The 15,388-nt window shown below is 59.0% G+C and carries 15 protein-coding genes; 5 read left to right on the forward strand and 10 right to left on the reverse strand.

Annotation, left to right across the window (positions count from 1 at the left end):
* Positions 1 to 10: 10 nt before the first annotated feature.
* Complete coding sequence (locus G5195_RS13980; protein WP_216952243.1) at positions 11 to 103, reverse strand: YnhF family membrane protein; 93 nt, start codon at positions 101 to 103, stop codon at positions 11 to 13.
* 124 nt (positions 104 to 227) lie between these two features.
* Between G5195_RS13980 and G5195_RS13985 the strand changes: the two genes are divergently transcribed.
* Positions 228 to 803: a 2-amino-4-hydroxy-6-hydroxymethyldihydropteridine diphosphokinase gene (locus G5195_RS13985; protein ID WP_421236238.1), complete on the forward strand. Its 576-nt coding sequence runs from the start codon at positions 228 to 230 to the stop codon at positions 801 to 803.
* On the opposite strand, the gene G5195_RS13990 is transcribed toward G5195_RS13985, so the two are convergent.
* Positions 729 to 1,433, reverse strand: coding sequence for an SDR family oxidoreductase (locus G5195_RS13990; protein ID WP_216979930.1), 705 nt, complete (start codon positions 1,431 to 1,433; stop codon positions 729 to 731). The genes G5195_RS13985 and G5195_RS13990 overlap by 75 nt on opposite strands.
* A 162-nt stretch (positions 1,434 to 1,595) precedes the next feature.
* Between G5195_RS13990 and G5195_RS13995 the strand changes: the two genes are divergently transcribed.
* Entirely contained in the window at positions 1,596 to 2,000 is a 405-nt protein-coding gene (locus G5195_RS13995; protein WP_005356342.1) for a CBS domain-containing protein, read from the forward strand.
* Here G5195_RS13995 and G5195_RS14000 read toward each other — a convergent pair.
* Complete coding sequence (locus G5195_RS14000; protein ID WP_213388076.1) at positions 1,997 to 2,533, reverse strand: DUF2301 domain-containing membrane protein; 537 nt, start codon at positions 2,531 to 2,533, stop codon at positions 1,997 to 1,999. The genes G5195_RS13995 and G5195_RS14000 overlap by 4 nt on opposite strands.
* Before the next feature lie 87 nt (positions 2,534 to 2,620).
* On the opposite strand from G5195_RS14000, the gene G5195_RS14005 reads away from it, so the two are divergent.
* A complete protein-coding gene (locus tag G5195_RS14005) occupies positions 2,621 to 3,385 on the forward strand; it encodes a substrate-binding periplasmic protein (RefSeq protein WP_421206364.1) in 765 nt (254 codons plus the stop codon).
* A gap of 8 nt (positions 3,386 to 3,393) precedes the next feature.
* Here G5195_RS14005 and asnC read toward each other — a convergent pair whose 3' ends face one another.
* Positions 3,394 to 3,855, reverse strand: a complete 462-nt coding sequence (asnC, locus tag G5195_RS14010; RefSeq protein WP_005339783.1) for a transcriptional regulator AsnC — start codon at positions 3,853 to 3,855, stop codon at positions 3,394 to 3,396.
* A 154-nt stretch (positions 3,856 to 4,009) separates the two neighbouring features.
* On the opposite strand from asnC, the gene asnA reads away from it, so the two are divergent.
* Complete coding sequence (gene asnA, locus G5195_RS14015) at positions 4,010 to 5,002, forward strand: aspartate--ammonia ligase (RefSeq protein ID WP_421236239.1); 993 nt, start codon at positions 4,010 to 4,012, stop codon at positions 5,000 to 5,002.
* Positions 5,003 to 5,211: 209 nt separating this feature from the next.
* Here asnA and G5195_RS14020 read toward each other — a convergent pair whose 3' ends face one another.
* The 4 genes from G5195_RS14020 to rluD form a co-directional block, all read right to left on the reverse strand.
* Complete coding sequence (locus G5195_RS14020; RefSeq protein ID WP_416245466.1) at positions 5,212 to 6,036, reverse strand: MBL fold metallo-hydrolase; 825 nt, start codon at positions 6,034 to 6,036, stop codon at positions 5,212 to 5,214.
* A gap of 60 nt (positions 6,037 to 6,096) precedes the next feature.
* A complete protein-coding gene (gene clpB / locus G5195_RS14025; RefSeq protein ID WP_421236240.1) occupies positions 6,097 to 8,670 on the reverse strand; it encodes an ATP-dependent chaperone ClpB in 2,574 nt (857 codons plus the stop codon).
* Between the two features lie 202 nt (positions 8,671 to 8,872).
* A complete protein-coding gene (pgeF, locus tag G5195_RS14030) occupies positions 8,873 to 9,610 on the reverse strand; it encodes a peptidoglycan editing factor PgeF (protein WP_421212399.1) in 738 nt (245 codons plus the stop codon).
* 213 nt (positions 9,611 to 9,823) lie between these two features.
* Complete coding sequence (gene rluD / locus G5195_RS14035; protein ID WP_227341786.1) at positions 9,824 to 10,804, reverse strand: 23S rRNA pseudouridine(1911/1915/1917) synthase RluD; 981 nt, start codon at positions 10,802 to 10,804, stop codon at positions 9,824 to 9,826.
* Positions 10,805 to 10,921: 117 nt separating this feature from the next.
* Between rluD and G5195_RS14040 the strand changes: the two genes are divergently transcribed.
* Positions 10,922 to 11,677 (forward strand): outer membrane protein assembly factor BamD, encoded by a 756-nt coding sequence (locus tag G5195_RS14040; protein ID WP_005339769.1) that lies wholly within the window; start codon positions 10,922 to 10,924, stop codon positions 11,675 to 11,677.
* A gap of 290 nt (positions 11,678 to 11,967) precedes the next feature.
* Here G5195_RS14040 and G5195_RS14045 read toward each other — a convergent pair whose 3' ends face one another.
* Together G5195_RS14045 and G5195_RS14050 are read right to left on the reverse strand one after the other, a co-directional pair.
* Complete coding sequence (locus G5195_RS14045) at positions 11,968 to 13,650, reverse strand: ArnT family glycosyltransferase (protein WP_421231105.1); 1,683 nt, start codon at positions 13,648 to 13,650, stop codon at positions 11,968 to 11,970.
* Positions 13,637 to 15,004, reverse strand: a complete 1,368-nt coding sequence (locus G5195_RS14050; protein WP_216952253.1) for a UDP-glucose dehydrogenase family protein — start codon at positions 15,002 to 15,004, stop codon at positions 13,637 to 13,639. The genes G5195_RS14045 and G5195_RS14050 overlap by 14 nt, the downstream gene beginning before the upstream one ends.
* Between the last annotated feature and the right edge of the window lie 384 nt (positions 15,005 to 15,388).

The following is a 15,388-nucleotide window of genomic DNA, read 5'->3' on the forward strand; positions in this document are numbered from 1 at the left end:
TTGTGGTGATTCACGCCAACGCGACAGAGGCCAGACAGATAATCATGATCAGCGCCAGCGCACCCGAAGCGGTCAACAGCGCCCATTTCAGCTCCACACTCATGCAAACCTCCTTTCTGCCAATCAGTGCCGGATCACAATAGATAAGACAATGTTAAGCCATAGTTAATCCGATAACCGTGAGCTGCGTATACATTTCAGATGAGCCCAACCCCGGGAAGGTCAGCATGTTCTATCTGTGTAGCATTGGTTCCAATATTGACCCGCATATCCATGTCAGCCGCGCGCTGGCCGAGCTGTTTGAGAACGTCGGTCCCCTTCGGCTGAGTTCGGTGATCCGCACCAAGCCGGTGGGAATGCACTCCAGCCACGACTTTCTCAACTGCCTGCTGGTGGTGGAGAGCCCGCTCGATGCCGCCCGCCTCAAGCAGCACTTTGTCGCCCTCGAGGTGGCTCACGGCCGTGATCGCAGCGATCCGCTCTGCAAGGTGCACGACCGGCCACTCGACATCGATATTCTGGCCAGCAACAGGAGCGGTGACTTTGCCTCGGCAGAGGTCGATTCCTATCTGGCGGAGCTGCTGGCAGAGCTCTACGGCCATGGCGAGGTGCATGACCCCAAGGTGGCGCTGCAAGTGACGCTCCCCGCCCAGTCGGGCAAGCTCAAACCCGGCAAGGGCTTGCTGACTCGGCAGGTCGGGCTGGGGCCGCTGGTGCTCGGCAACCTATCAGAGGGTGGCCAGCGCCCGCCCGCCATCTACCTTGATGCTGGCCCCCGTCATATAACTGTTCCCCATCAGTAACTGCACCGCCTGCCAGATGGGCTCAAGTCCACCCTCCCGCGCCAGCGGTGTTTTCGCCAACACCTGCTGGCGCCATGCCTCGTCATGCTCGTCGAGAAACAGGATCGGCCCCGGCTCTATAGTGTTGACCCGCACCGCAGGCGCCAGCTCGCGGGCAAAGCTCATGGCCAGCGAATGGGCTCCCGCCTTGGTCGCCACATAGCTGGCAAAACGGGGGGCCGGGGCATGGATATAGATATCGGTGATGTGAATGATGCTGGCGTTGGGGTTGCTGGCAAGCTGGGGGGCCAACGCCCGGTTTAGCTGGAAGGGGGCCGCCATGTGTACCCGGTAGAACTGCTCGAATTGGGCCAGTTGCGCCGCCGGATCAGTTGCCTGCGGCTCGAAGGCCGAGGCGTTGTGGATCACCAGCGCCAGATCCTGATGGGCAGCCAGCACATCGATCAGCTTGCCAACGTCATCTTCCCGGCCAAAATCCGCCAGCACCAGTTCGACCCCCAGTGCTGCCAGCGTGGCTAGCTCCGGCCGCTCGCTGCGATAGCTGCCCGTCACCTGCCAACCCGCTGCCACCAGCTGTTCACAGAGATAAAATCCGAGTCGACGGCCGCAGCCCGTAACCAATGCACGCATACGATCTCCTTTCCCTTTCATGGTCTTGCATGAACGAAGCCCGCCTGCCAGCGGATCACCGCCGATGGCCGGTGCCTATCAATCTCTGCGGCACAAGCCATTGGTCGCGGGCCACCCACCCGCGTCATAGTGGCGGCATCCCCCTCTTGCGGAGTCACCACCATGCTGAAAGTACACCACCACATGGGTCGCCTGACCCACTCCCTCACTGCCGGACTCGGCCTGGCCGAGGCGCTGGATCGCCTGCATCAATCGGGTCTTGGCGGCCTGCCGGTGCTGGATGAGCAAAAACGGCTTATCGGCTTTCTTTCCGAACAAGACTGCATTCCCAGCCTGCTCACCGGCAGCTACCACTGCGATACCCGCACCAGGGTGGAGGATCTGATGAACCGCTCGCCCCTCTCGGTCGGGCCGGATGAGAGCATTCTGGATCTGGCTCGCCAGATGGCCGATGCCAAGCCCAAGATCTACCCGGTGCTGCAACAGGGCAAGGTGATCGGCATCATCAGCCGCCGTCAGGTGATGCAGGCCCTCAACCAGCAGATGAAGGTGTGCCAGCAGACCTAGATCTGGTAACGCCCCTTGTCACCGATATCGAAGTGCAGGGGCATCCGCCACTTGGCCAGCGCCAGCAAGGTCAACAGGGCCCCGCATACCAGCGCCACCAGTGCGGCGGCCCACTCCACCCGCAACCACTCCAGCAGCCATAACGCCGGCAGCAAAATGGGCACCAGTTTGATGCCGGGAATCGAGAAGCAAAACTGCTCCTTGAACGCCAGCCCGGAGAGGGTCGCCAAGGCCGCTCCCAGCACCAGCGCATCCGGCGCTCCTACCGCAGCCAGGGCCAGCGCGCCCCAACCAAATCCCTGCAGAATCAGGCGAATCCGCTTGTCGTAGATATGCAGCGAGAAGCCGCAGATTGCGCTTGCCACTGCCAGAGACATCAACCATTGTGCCGACGGAAGCAGTGCCATCCCGCTCAGCAGCGCCGCACCGCGGCAAAGCAGCAACAGGGCAGCCGCACTCAAGCCAAGGCGGTAGAGCGAGACGGTCAACTTGTCGATCCCGTCCAGCGGGCTCTCGATTTCAGGATTTGCCATAAACAGTCGCTTCTAACGGATCAGGTGCCATCCAATATACTGGAATCAGGTCTTGGAATATCTTCAAACGGGCTCAGGAGACGTAGTTTGCGTGTGATCCCCCTGTTTTGGTTGCTGTTTCCACTCGGATTGCCCGCCAAGGAGCTGGTGATCTGCGGCACCATGGAGCCCCCGCTCAAGTATATCGATGCCGATCAGAAACCCCATGGGCTCGATATCGATATAGTCACCGCCATATTCGACAAGCTGGAGACGCCCTTTCGGGTCGAGCTGGCCGACTCCGGCGCCCGCCTCACCCGTAATGCCGAAACCGGCGCCTGCGATCTAGTGATGACCCACTCCTACAAGGCAGAGCGGGAGAGTTATCTCATCTATCCCCAACAGGCCCATCTACGCCACAGCTGGCACTTCTTCGTGCGCAAGGCGGACCTGCTGAAGATCCGTTACGAAACGCTGGCCGATCTCAAACCCTGGCGCATCGGCGTGACCAAGGATTTCTCCTATACCCCTGAACTGGCAGCGGCCATGACCGACCCGGCCTATCAGTTTCAGGAGATCACCATGAACCAGCTGCAACTGCGCAAACTGCTGGCAGGACGGATCGATACCGTGCCCATGCCACTGGTCACCGCCTTCACCCAGATCAAAGAGGAGGGGCTGACGGGCAAGGTCGATTACCTGCCCAAACCGCTCAAGAGCAGCCCCTACTTCAACACCTGGGCCCGCGCACGAGCGGATGCACAGACCCCCGCCCTGATGGCGGCCTACGATGCCGAACTGCTGCGCATGAAGCGCAACGGCAGCCTCAAGGCCCTCTACGACAAGTACGCCATCCCCTATATCGAACCCTGATCAGCCGGTCAGGGCTTCACGTCCCGCAGGATCGGATTCTGCAGCGAAATCAGGGTTTCAGTGGACTGGATCTCGTCGATGGTCTGGATCTTGTTGATCAGCACTATCTGCAGCTCGTCGATGGAGCGGGTCATCACCTTCATGAAGATGCTGTAGTGGCCCGTGGTGTAGTAGGCTTCCACCACTTCGTCCAGCGCTTGCAGCTTGGCCAGTGCCGAGGGGTAATCCTTGGCACTCTTCAGATTGATCCCGATAAAGCAGCAGACGTCGTAACCCAGCTTCTTGGGGTTAACCTGCACCCGTGTCCCCTCGATGATCCCCGCCTGTTTCATCTTCTCCACCCGCACATGGATGGTGCCCGGGCTGACCGCCAGTTGTTTCGCAAGTTCGGCGTAAGGGATCCGCGCATTCTCCATCAGAGCGGTGAGGATGGCCTGATCGAGATTATCGATCCGATAATTTTCCGGCATTTTTTTGCACTCCCGTTGACGATACCTCATTAAAAAACGGCTTATTTTGAAGAAAAAAATACACAAAGCCTATTTCTATTATCGAATATTGAATTTAGTTGGCATTCCGTTGAAGAATCACCACATCCAACGGGGTTTGAAACAGGAATTCAGCATGAAACAGCACTACATTCGCAGCCAACAGCAGATCAGCTTCGTCAAAGAGATGTTCTCCCGCCAACTCGCCCAACAACTGGGTCTGATGGAGGTGCAAGCCCCCATTCTGAGCCGGGTCGGTGATGGCACTCAGGACAACCTCTCTGGCCATGAGAATGCAGTGCAGGTCAAAGTAAAAACTCTGCCGGATCACAGCTACGAAGTGGTCCATTCACTGGCCAAATGGAAGCGCCAGACCCTGGGTCGCTTCGGCTTCGGTCCGGGCGAAGGGATCTACACCCACATGAAGGCACTGCGTCCGGATGAAGACAAGCTCACCCCCATCCACTCCGTCTACGTGGATCAGTGGGACTGGGAGAAGGTGATGCCGAACGAGCGCCGCGATCTGGCCTATCTGCAGGAAACCGTGCGCGGCATCTGGGCCGCCATCAAGGCCACCGAGCGCGCAGTCTGCGCCGAACATGAGCTGACCCCCTTCCTGCCAGCCGAGATCCAGTTCCTGCACAGCGAAGAGCTGCTGGCCCGTTACCCGGATCTCGATGCCAAGGGGCGCGAGCGTGCCATCGCCAAAGAGCTGGGGGCCGTGTTCCTGATCGGCATCGGCGGTGCCCTCTCCCACGGTGAGCGTCACGATGTGCGCGCCCCGGACTACGACGACTGGAGCAGCCACAGCGAGCTGGGTCTGGCGGGTCTGAACGGTGACATACTGGTGTGGAACCCGGTGCTGCAAGACAGCTTCGAGATTTCCTCCATGGGGATCCGGGTCGATGCCGAGGCGCTGCGCCGTCAGCTGGCCATCACCGGCGACGAGGATCGCCTGCAGTACGACTGGCATCAGGATCTGCTGGCCGCACGGATGCCGCAGACCATCGGCGGCGGCATCGGCCAATCTCGTCTGGCCATGCTGCTGCTGCAAAAAGAGCACATAGGTCAGGTGCAGGTCGGTGTCTGGCCGGCCGAGATGAAAGCCGCCGTGCAAGGCATGCTGTAACGAATGAAGGCCATGCCGGCGTCATCGCGCGGGCATGGCAACAGGCAGGTGGCCGTCGGGGTTGAGCGAGCGCATCCCCGGCAGGCTGTAAGAAGCGAGGCCAGCAGTGGCCGAGCTTCGCAATCGGGGGCTTGCCCCTGCGACCCGCTCAACCCACGCAAGGTCGCGTCACTACATTCCTCCCGGCAATCTTCGGATTGCCGTTTTTTTTACGCCGAAAAACTGTGCTCAAAACCGGCCCCGATCTGGCACTGGTGCGGCAACTCCGCCTTTCTGCTGCCGGTGCAGTGACAGGCAAACAACCGCTCCACCGCCTCTTCCTGCAGATAGGCACCGAGCACCTCCGCCCGCTCTGGGCCGGAAAACTTCAGGTGCAGGCCGCCGATGACGGCGTGGATCCGCTCGTCGCCACACACCTCCTTGGCCCGCTCGATGATGTTCTCGACCCCGGCGTGGCCGCAGCCGATAAAGACGATGAGTCCCTGCTCACTCTTGTAGGCCAGCGCCGAGTCGTCGCTGATCAGATCTTTCTCTACCCGTCCGCCCCGCACTATGTAACCAAGCAAGGAAGGTGCAGCCCGGTCACGCCGCATGATGCTACCGAGAAACACCAGACGATCCGAGAGCCACACCGGCTCGGCTGAGCAGTGGGGAAGCAAGCCTCTGGCCGGCAGCGACTCCCGAGCCAGCGCCCCCGACAGGCGATAGAGGTTGCGTCGCCAGAAGGGCAGCGACAGGAAGTAGCCCCGCTCGCAAAACACATCCGGACAGGCGATGAGCGGGATGGGTCTTGGATAGACGGGCAGCGAGCCGACCCCGCCCACATGGTCATAATGACCGTGGGAGAGCACCACATGGGTGAGCGAGGCGAGATCGATCCCCATCACGGCGGCGTTGTGGCACAGCGCCCGGCCACGGCCGCTATCAAACAGCACCCTGAGGCCGTCACACTCCAGCAGCAGCGCCAACCCTCGCTCGGGCAGACAGCCTGGCAGATGAACGTCGTCATCCACCAGCACGGAAAACTTCAGCATCTCGCTTCCCCTGAAAACAAAACGCAGGCACAAGGCCTGCGTTTTTCATCGACAATCCCATTACTGGGTCATGGTGAGGCCGTTGCTGTCGGCTCCCAGCAGCAGTTTCTTGCCGGGAACAATGCGACCGGAGAGCAGCGCCTGCGCCAGCGGGTTCTCCACCTTCTGCTGGATCGCCCGCTTGAGGGGTCGTGCCCCGTAGACGGGGTCGAACCCGGCATGCACCAGCTTCTCGAGCAGCGCTTCGCTCACCTCCACCTCGTAACCCTGAGCCTCCAGACGGCCCATCAGGCTCTTGAGCTGGATCCGGGCGATGGACTTGATGTGCTCCTCGCCGAGTGGATGGAACACCACGGTCTCGTCGATCCGGTTGATAAACTCCGGCCGGAAACTGCGGGTCAGCACATCCATCAGCATGGCCTTCATCTCGTCGTAATCCTTCTCGGAGTGGTGCTCCTGAATCAGATCCGACCCGAGGTTGGAGGTCATGATCACCACCGAGTTGCGGAAATCGACGGTGCGACCCTGACCATCGGTCAGGCGGCCATCGTCCAGCACCTGCAACAGGATGTTGAACACATCCGGATGCGCCTTCTCCACCTCGTCCAGCAGGATCACCGAGTAGGGACGACGGCGCACCGCCTCGGTCAGATAACCACCCTCTTCATAACCCACGTATCCGGGAGGCGCCCCCACCAGACGGGCCACGCTGTGTTTCTCCATGAACTCCGACATGTCGATCCGCACCATGGCATCCTGGGTATCGAACAGGAACTCGGCCAGCGCCTTGCACAGCTCGGTCTTGCCCACCCCGGTGGGCCCCAGGAACAGGAAGGAGCCGATGGGGCGGTTAGGGTCGGAGAGACCGGCACGGGAGCGACGAATGGCGTTGGAGACCGCATCGACCGCCTCCTCCTGACCAATCACCCGGCTGTGCAGCTGATCTTCCATCCGCAGCAGCTTGTCGCGCTCCCCTTCCAGCATGCGGGCGACCGGAATACCGGTCCAGCGGGCCAGGACGTCTGCGATCTCCACATCGGTGACCCGGTTGCGCAGCAGGCTGGTCTCCTGCATCTCGGCCTGAGTGGCGAGATCCAGCTGTTTCTCCAGCTCCGGAATGCGGCCATATTGCAGCTCGGACATCCGACCCAAGTCGCCTGCCCGGCGCGCCACATCGAGATCCTGACGGGCCTGCTCCAGCGCAGCCTTGATATGCTGGGTGCCGGCAAGGGCGGCCTTCTCGGCCTTCCATACCTCGTCCAGCTCGTTGTATTCCCGATCCTTCTCGCCAATCTCCTGATTGATCAGCTCCAGACGCTTGCGGCTGGCGTCATCGTCCTCCTTCATCAGCGCCTGCTGCTCCAGCTTGAGCTGGATGATGCGTCGCTCGAGGCGATCGAGCGCCTCCGGCTTGGAGTCGATCTGCAACCGGATGCTGGCTGCCGCCTCGTCGATGAGATCGATGGCTTTGTCCGGCAGCTGGCGATCTGCAATGTAACGGTGCGACAGCTGGGCCGCAGCCACGATGGCGGGGTCGGTGATCTGCACATGGTGGTGCAGCTCGTAACGCTCCTTCAGACCGCGCAGGATGGCAATGGTGTCTTCGACTGTCGGCTCTTCCACCAGCACCTTCTGGAAGCGACGCTCCAGCGCGGCATCTTTTTCGATGTACTGACGGTACTCATCCAGGGTGGTGGCGCCGACGCAGTGCAGGTCGCCACGGGCCAGCGCAGGTTTGAGCATGTTGCCCGCGTCCATTGCCCCTTCGCCCTTGCCGGCGCCGACCATGGTGTGCAGCTCGTCGATAAAGAGGATGACGTTGCCCTCCTCCTTGGCGAGATCGGTCAGCACGGCCTTGAGCCGCTCTTCAAACTCACCGCGATACTTGGCCCCCGCCACTAGCGCCCCCATGTCCAGCGACAGCACCCGCTTGTTTTTGAGCCCTTCCGGCACTTCGCCGTTGATGATGCGCTGGGCCAACCCCTCGACGATGGCGGTTTTACCGACACCGGGAGCACCGATCAACACAGGGTTGTTCTTGGTGCGGCGTTGCAGCACCTGAATGGTACGGCGGATCTCATCATCACGGCCGATCACCGGGTCGAGCTTGCCGAGTTCGGCCCGCTCGGTCAGATCGATAGTGTACTTCTCCAGCGCCTGACGGTTCTCCTCGGCGTTGGCATCTTCCACCTTCTTGCCGCCACGCACCTTGTCGATGGCCGCTTCGAGTTTTTCCTTGGTCAGCCCCTGAGCGCGCAACAGCTCGCCCAGCGTTCCCTTGTCGTCGAGGGCAGCCAGCACGAACAGTTCGGAGGAGATGAACTGATCCTTGCGCTGCTGGGCCAGTTTGTCGCAGACGTTGAGCAGGCGGCCGAGGCCGTTGGAGAGCTGCACGTCCCCTTCCACGCCGCTGACGCGCGGCAGGCGATCCAGCTCCTCACCGAGACGGGAGCGCAGGGCGTTGATATCCATCCCGGTCAGGGTGAGCAACGGACGGATGGAGCCGCCATCCTGATTGACCAACGCGGTCATCAGGTGAACGGGTTCGATGAATTGGTGGTCACGACCCAGCGCAAGAGACTGGGCATCGGAAATAGCAATCTGGAATTTGCTGGTAAGGCGATCGAGGCGCATTGCACTCCCCCTTCAAACAGGCAGACGCCGCTTGCGCGGCAAACAACATAACTTTCTGAGATGAAAGATGAGGCCCGTACGGGCTATTTCAAGGGCATGGGCTGGTTATTTTTTCTGCAAAGCGGGGAGAGGGCAGGATCCCCGCCTCTCTCATACGGATCTGTTCTTGAGAGAGACGGGGTATTAGTTGGCGGGTGATTGCTTAGCGGGCCAACCAGATGAGGGAGGCCATACGGCCGGTCTGGCCGTCGCGACGATAAGAGTAGAACTGCTCGCTATCGCTGAAGGTGCAGTATTCGCCGCCATAGACGGCGGTAACGCCAGCACGGGCGAGGCGCAACCGCGCCAGCTGGTAGATATCCGCCAACCATTTGCCATCGTTGGACGAAGGGACGAACGCCGCTTCTGCTTCAGCCTGCTCAGCCATAAAGGCTTCGCGCACCTCGCCACCCACTTCAAACGCTGTGGGGCCGATGGCTGGGCCAAGCCAGGCCAGGATCTCACCCGGCTCGCAACCCATGGCAGCGATACTCGCCTCCAGCACGCCCTCTTTCAGTCCACGCCAGCCCGCGTGGGCGGCAGCCACTACGGTACCGGCCCGATCGCAGAACAACACCGGCAGACAGTCAGCAGTCATCACGATGCAGGCCTGCTCCGCCTCATGGGCGCAGGCAGCATCAGCATCCGGCGCCTGCTGATAATGGCTGCTGACCGGATGAACCACGGTGCCATGCACCTGATTAAGCCAGTTGAGGGGCCCCGGGATGGCAGCCGCCTGCTGCAGCCGGGCCCGATTGGCCTCGACTCGCACCGGTTCGTCACCCACGTGGGCCCCCAGATTGAGACCGGTAAAGACCCCTTCACTTACTCCGCCATCCCGGGTGGTCGAAAGGGCACGGACGCACGCTGGTGCCGGCCAGTCGGGTTCAAGCCATTTCATTGCTCACTCCTTCACGCTCTATCGTTCAAATGGAAACGGGGCGCTTGGCTGCAACCAGTCAAGACGCCCCGTTTCAAGGTTCTGTGTGCTACGCGCTGTATCGGCGGGTTACGGCAGAAGTTGTCGCAATACCGCCAGATTCATCACCCTTTCCAGACCAGCTCGTCCGGGTTGGCGAGGGCTATTCAGGAGTGCAGTGCCTCAATCAAGCCACTATTTCCAGACCAATTCATCCGGATTGGCGAGGGTGTCGGCACGCAGCACCTCCATCAGCGCCACCATGTCTTGCGGCGTGGGGGAGTGCCACTGCATCACTTCACCCGTGATGGGATGAGCCAGCTGCAGCATGGTGGCGTGCAGCGCCTGACGATGGAAGTTGCGCAGCGCCTCGGTCAGCTCGGGGGTCGCGTTGCGCAGCGGGCGCAGACGGCCACCGTAGGCGGGATCCCCCACCAGCGGGTGTTTGATGTGCGCCATGTGGACACGGATCTGGTGGGTACGGCCGGTTTCCAGACGCAGACGCAGACGGGTGTGGCCACGGAACTTCTCGTGCACCCGGTAGTGGGTCACAGAGGGGCGGCCATTGGGCACCACGGCCATATGGGTACGCTGGGTCGGGTGACGGCCTATGGGCGCATCAACCGTACCACCTGCGGTCATGTGACCGATGGCGATCGCTTCGTACTCACGGGTGATCTGGCGCGCCTGCAACGCTTCCACCAGATGGGTCTGGGCGGGTACGGTTTTGGCAACCACCATCAAACCTGTGGTGTCTTTATCCAGACGGTGCACGATACCGGCGCGGGGTACCTCGGCAATGCCGGGGTAGCGGTGCAGCAGGGCGTTGAGGATGGTGCCATCCGGCGTGCCTGCGCCCGGGTGAACCACCAGACCGGCTGGTTTGTCGATCACCAGAATGTGTTCATCTTCATAAACGATGTTGAGCTCGATATCCTGGGCATCCCAGCGAGTATCATCTTCCAGCTCGACATTCACATGCACCTGCTGCCCGGCCAAAATCTTCTCGCGCGGGGTGTTGGCAACCTGACCGTCCAGGGTCACTCTGTCCTGTAAAATCCACTCCTTGATGCGGGTGCGGGAGTAGTCTGGAAACAATTCGGCCAGGGCCTGGTCGAGTCGCTGCCCGAATTGGTGATCCTGGAATTCGCCTGTCAGTTCAATATGCTGGCTCATGTATGGTCTCTTGAGCGGGGGGTATCAATTCGAAATAATCCGGGTATTCTAGCTTTTCTTTTAGCCAAGCATAACGGATACTTTGCCAATTTCGTGGAAATGGACCGGATGTTGTTGATGGGAAAGAAGTCTCACCTGCTGATGTCGCTCGCCTTGGTCGCTACCTTGATCACAGGCTGTTCCAGCACCAAACCCAAGGTACCCGACGAACCGCCGGAGACCCTGTACCAGAAAGCACGCCTCAAACTGGACGTTGGCAATTACGTGCAAGCCACTGAATTACTTGAGGCTTTGGACTCTCGCTACCCGTTCGGCGCCTACTCTAACCAGGTACAGCTTGACCTCATCTATGCCTACTACAAGCAGGATGATACCGCTCAGGCGATCGCCAATATCGACCGTTTTATCCGCCTCAATCCGGCGCATAAAAATATCGATTACGTATTCTATATGCGCGGCCTGACCAACATGGCGGCGGATTACAACTTCTTCCAGAGCCTGTTCGGTATCGGTCGTGACGACAAAGACCCGGCTTATGCCCGTCAGGCATTCCAGGACTTCAAGACCCTGCTGCAGAACTACCCCAACAGTGTCTATGCCGCCGATGCCCGCGCCCGCATGATTGGCCTGAAGAATCGTCTGGCCCGATATGACCTGAGCGTGGCCGAGTATTACGTGAAGCGTGATGCACTGGTCGCAGCCGCCAACCGGGCCAAGCTGATTGTCGAAACCTACCCCGACACAGCCGAAACCGAGAAGGCACTGGAGATCATGGTCGAGTCTTACGACGCCCTGAAGATGCCGCAGCTGGCCAAGCATGCCCGCGAAGTGCTGGCCAAGAACTACCCGGAGAACCGCCTCGGCCGTGGCTGAGTGATACGGATAAACCGGTAATAAAAAAACCGATGCCAAGGCATCGGTTTTTTTATCTTTGCAATCCACCAATCCGGCTGGGTGAAGTTCCTGCAACCCATAGCGGTCGCGGCCCCTCACACCCCATCTATCCCATTCATTAGCCACCTGCGAGATGGCCGCATCGTGAAGTTCGCTTATCACCAAGGGTTGCAAACCCGCTGTCAGCCCGACGCCAGGCCGGGAAGAGCGGAACCGTCACCACACGGCCATATTGCCTCATACAGTGCCCCTGAATGGGAACAGATGGCTTAATGGCACTGTAATCCTGTCACCAGAGTCAGTAGTTGCCCTTTGTCCGAGCGCAGAGCGGTCTGGGCCAGCAACTGATAGGGGATCCCCTCCAGCAGCTTGACCCTCTCCCCGGCCGTACCATTGACCAACACGGCATCAAACCGGGCATCACGACAGGCAACCACATCCCTCACTTTCTCCCTGTCCAGATTCATTACCCGCATCTCTTCATAGGCAGATAGCAGACCAAGCTCCGTCTCCCCCAATTGCCAGCCGGCGATGCGATCCCGCTTCTCGAGCGGTATTCCCTCAAGCAACCGGGCCATCTTTCCCGATACTCCCTTGGCGGCATCGATCAAGGGGTAAACCAGTGTAAAGGTGAGCAGAAACATGATGGCCACCGAGCTGGCAACATGAGTAGCGCCATGCACCTCCTTGCGCCGCAACAACAGCGCCAGCGCAATCACGAAGAGCATACTGGCGGGGATATAACGCCACCCCAGCTTGCTGGCGACCTGTAGCACGTCTGCCGGAACATGACTGGCCACCGGTAGTGAAGGGCCCAGCAGAGGTAGCCCTATGACCACGACACAGAACAGCAGCATGAAACAGAGCCATCCCCGACCATAGCGAGCCGTCCATCCCGGCCAGTTCAGGCTGACCTGACCCAGCATGATGGCAAATACCGGCAACAACGGAAAAAGATAGAGGGTGCGCTTGGTGGATGAGAGGGTTAACAGCAAAAGGGTGCCCACTGCCCAGCACAACAGAAATAACCTCTCACGACTCCAGCGTCGCTGTTTGATGGTTTGCCAACCCCAATAGAAAATGAATGGCAACCAGGGGATGGTATATTCAGCCATCCCCAATAAATAATAGAGATAGGCCCCTTTCTTGATATGGCCGAGTTCGGTCGAGGTGCCTGTCAGGCGGCCTACCTGATTCTGCCAGAACCACTCATTCCATAAAGCATCGCCATCGAGATGATTAATTAATTCACGAATCCACGCTGCCACTGGCAATATAAAACAGAGCAGCATCAGCAGATGCTGCCAGATAAATCCTGGCAGTTTTTTGTCGATGGCGGCACATCTTGCAGCGAAGAAGAATAGCGGGAACCAGCCAAAAAAAACTGTCAGTGGCCCAATAGGACCTTTTGCCATAAAACAGCCCGCCAACCCTATTCCGGCCAGTATCGCCATCCACCGACGGCTTACAAGGTAATATTCTGAAAATGCCCAAAGGGTAAATATGACAAAGAAGGCAAGCGCACTGTCCGTTCTGATCCAGTGCGTGTTGATGATAAATCCTTCCATGGTGCCCAGTGCGATCACCGACCAGATCGCGGCCGATCTATTGCCAAGCAGGCGATAGGCCAGCAGGCCGGTAAAGAGCAGCATACCCGCCGCCCAGACCACGCCCGCCAACCGCAGGCTATTGGTCACCCCCAGCCAGGATTCAAACCCATCAAGAAACGGCAGAGCGGCCATATAGAAGAGCGGCGGCTTCTCGATAAAGCTGTGCCCGCCAAGGGTCGGTACCACCCAATCGCCATTGCGGTACATCTCGAGTGCAATAGCCGCTTCGCGAGGTTCATCAGGCGTCCAGAGCTGATGGTCAAACTGGCCAAACAGCAGCACCAGCGTAACCAGCAGCAACATCCAGCAGAGCGTGCGCTCCGAAATATCAGCACTCTGCATGGCTCATACCTTCTGTAATGGTCTCCCCACGCCCGATGGCATAGTAGGAAAAGCCCAGCCCCTTCATCTTGAGCGGATCGTAGAGATTGCGACCATCGACGATGAGGGGGTGCGCCAGCATCTTCCTGATCTGGGCAAAATCGGGCGCCTTGAACTCGTTCCACTCGGTACAGATGACCAACGCATCCGCCCCCGCCAGCGCTGCCTCCCTGGTCCCCATCAGCGACAGCTCGGGCTGGCAACCATAGATACGCTGTGCCTCCTTCATCGCCACCGGATCGAAGGCCTGCACCCGGGCCCCCTCCTGCCAGAGCGCCTCCATCAACACCCGGCTCGGCGCTTCGCGCATGTCATCCGTATTGGGCTTGAAGGCGAGTCCCCAGATGGCGATGGTCTTGCCCGCCAGCGACTCGCCTCGCTCGTGAAAGTGGCAGGCCAGGGTGTCGAAGAGCTTGAACTTCTGCCGCTCGTTGACCCGCTCCACCGCACGAATAAGCGGCGTGTCGTAGTCGAGGGCCGCTGCAGTCGCCAGAAATGCCCTCACATCCTTGGGGAAACAGGATCCGCCATAACCACAACCGGGATAGATAAACTGGTAGCCGATGCGCTGGTCGGCACCAATCCCCTGCCGCACCAGCTCGATATCGGCACCGACCCGCTCGGCCAGCCCGGCCATCTCGTTGATAAAGCTGATCTTGGTGGCCAGCATGCAGTTGGCGGCGTACTTGGTCAGCTCGGCACTGCGAACATCCATAAACAGAATGCGGTCGTGATTGCGATTAAATGGCTCATACAACTCGCGCATCACGGCTCTGGAACGCTCCTTGCCGGTGCCGATAACAATGCGATCCGGGCGCTGGCAATCCCTGACGGCCGCCCCCTCTTTCAGAAATTCCGGATTGGAGACCACATCGAATTCAAACTGCTTGCCAAGTTCGGCCTGCTGCTCCCTGACCCAGTAAAACACCTTGTCTGCCGTACCAACCGGCACGGTGGATTTGTTGACGATGATCACCTCATCTGCGCGATGCTGGGCAATCGATCTCGCCACCGCCCTGACGGCGCTCAGATCGGCCGAACCATCCTCATCAGGGGGCGTACCGACGGCGATAAATTGCACGTCACCATGGGTAACCGCCATGGGAATATCCGTGGTGAATGTCAGCGAGCCATTTTGCAATGTCTGGTGTAATAACACATCCAGTCCCGGTTCATATATTGGTAATTCGCCATGGGATAATCTATTTATTTTATCTGCATCGAGATCGATACAAACAACCTGGTGCCCTACATCTGCCAATACAATTGCCTGTACCAGTCCGACATAGCCACTGCCAAACACTGTGATATTCATAACGATTTTTCCATAATGCGTAATGATGGAAACTTTACATCCTTTACTCAATTGCACTACGGGCAATTTGTAACAAGCAATGTCAATTCTGAATGACACCCAACCTGTTGAGCAATAGCAGATGATTTAGGTGGCGACAGTCAAAAAAGTGGCTAAACACCAACCTAAAATAAAGCCAAGCGATTTTTTGTTACGAGATATTTCCATATTAAGCCACGCCATCAAAACGGCAGTAATTGTTACCAAGTGTTGCTGTGCGCTTGAATAAAAACTCGTTATTCAGCTACTTTCAAAATATATCGAGCAACCTCGACACTTTCCCCAGGCATATTTCCAGTGAAAATCAGCAATGCAGATTTTCATCGTCATTTTATTTTTTGCGAC

This window comes from Aeromonas sp. 601039 (genome assembly GCF_049174415.1).
GTDB classification, from domain to species: Bacteria; Pseudomonadota; Gammaproteobacteria; order Enterobacterales; family Aeromonadaceae; genus Aeromonas; species Aeromonas veronii_A.